Annotated in this window: 2 protein-coding genes; one reads left to right on the top strand and one right to left on the bottom strand. The window is 62.9% G+C overall.

What is annotated here, in order from left to right:
* A partial coding sequence (locus tag A5694_RS00700; RefSeq protein WP_342710369.1) for a PGRS repeat-containing protein occupies positions 1 to 561 on the bottom strand: 561 nt, incomplete at its 3' end.
* 291 nt (positions 562 to 852) lie between these two features.
* On the opposite strand from A5694_RS00700, the gene A5694_RS23565 reads away from it, so the two are divergent.
* A partial coding sequence (locus tag A5694_RS23565; protein ID WP_131809468.1) for a hypothetical protein occupies positions 853 to 1072 on the top strand: 220 nt, incomplete at its 3' end.

The following is a 1072-nucleotide window of genomic DNA, read 5'->3' as shown; positions in this document are numbered from 1 at the left end:
ACCCCCGTTGCCGCCGTTGCCGCCGGCGCCACCGTCGATACCGGCCGCGCCGTTGCCGCCGTCGCCGCCATTGCCGATACCCCCGGCATGACCACCATTGCCACCAGCCACCCCGTCAAGGTTCGACGTCCAGCCATCACCACCATCGCCGAACCACAACCCACCAGCCTGACCATCCACACTGTCGGCAGTACCGTCAGCACCGTTGCAGATCATCCCGCAAAAACCCTCAGTGAACGGCGCCGTCAGCTGATTGATCACACCATTGACCTGCGACCCGAAATCCGAGTTGATCCACTCCTGCAACGCCGCATGCAACGGCGTGTAGAACATGGTCTCCCACATCTGAGCCATCTCTAGGCCCGACGCATCAGCCGAGCCGGGCAGATCCCAGGCCGACCCGGTGAACAGACTGTCGAAATCGTTCGACAAGTTGCCCCACGCACCCGGATCAAACAGATCCGTCAGGAAGTCCTCGAAATCGGCGTTGGCCACCGGCGCCGCCGCCAAGGGCGCCATCCCGAACGCCAAAAACGCCCCCACCGCCGAAGACGCACCCACGATCCGCCGGCCCCGCCGACCAGACCCGCCCGAGCTAGAACTCCCGCCACCCGCAACGCCGCGCCGAACCACCACCACTGCCCCCGTTCCCCATCAGGCCACCTGGCGCCATGAAGCTTGGTTAACATGCGCCTTAGGAACAGCACGGTACTTACGCAGGCGTCAATTGTCTACGCAGAGTTTGCAATGGGGCATGTTTTCATACTTTTAGTATGGTTCTTCTCTTGTGGGTTCGGCTAGAGTCGCCAAACATGTACGGAAGTCTCTAGTCATCGCAGGAAGGTCGGCTCGATGTCTCGTCGTCTCGAAACCGCAGGAAGGCGGCGCCTACGAGGGCGCGGCATCGAACTGAGGACAGCTCCTGCCGCCCTCGGGATCCTCACAGCAGTAGGCCTCACCGCGCTGACGTCGGCCCCCGCAGTGCATGCCGACTTCGACGATCTGTTGGCCGACCTGTTCGACCCGAGCTCCTGGGGCAACCTGGCCGATGACTTCAACAGCCTGTTCACCG

Source organism: Mycolicibacter sinensis (assembly GCF_001667945.1).
GTDB classification, from domain to species: Bacteria; Actinomycetota; Actinomycetes; order Mycobacteriales; family Mycobacteriaceae; genus Mycobacterium; species Mycobacterium sinense_B.
This window is presented reverse-complemented; position numbering and strand designations above follow the sequence as displayed.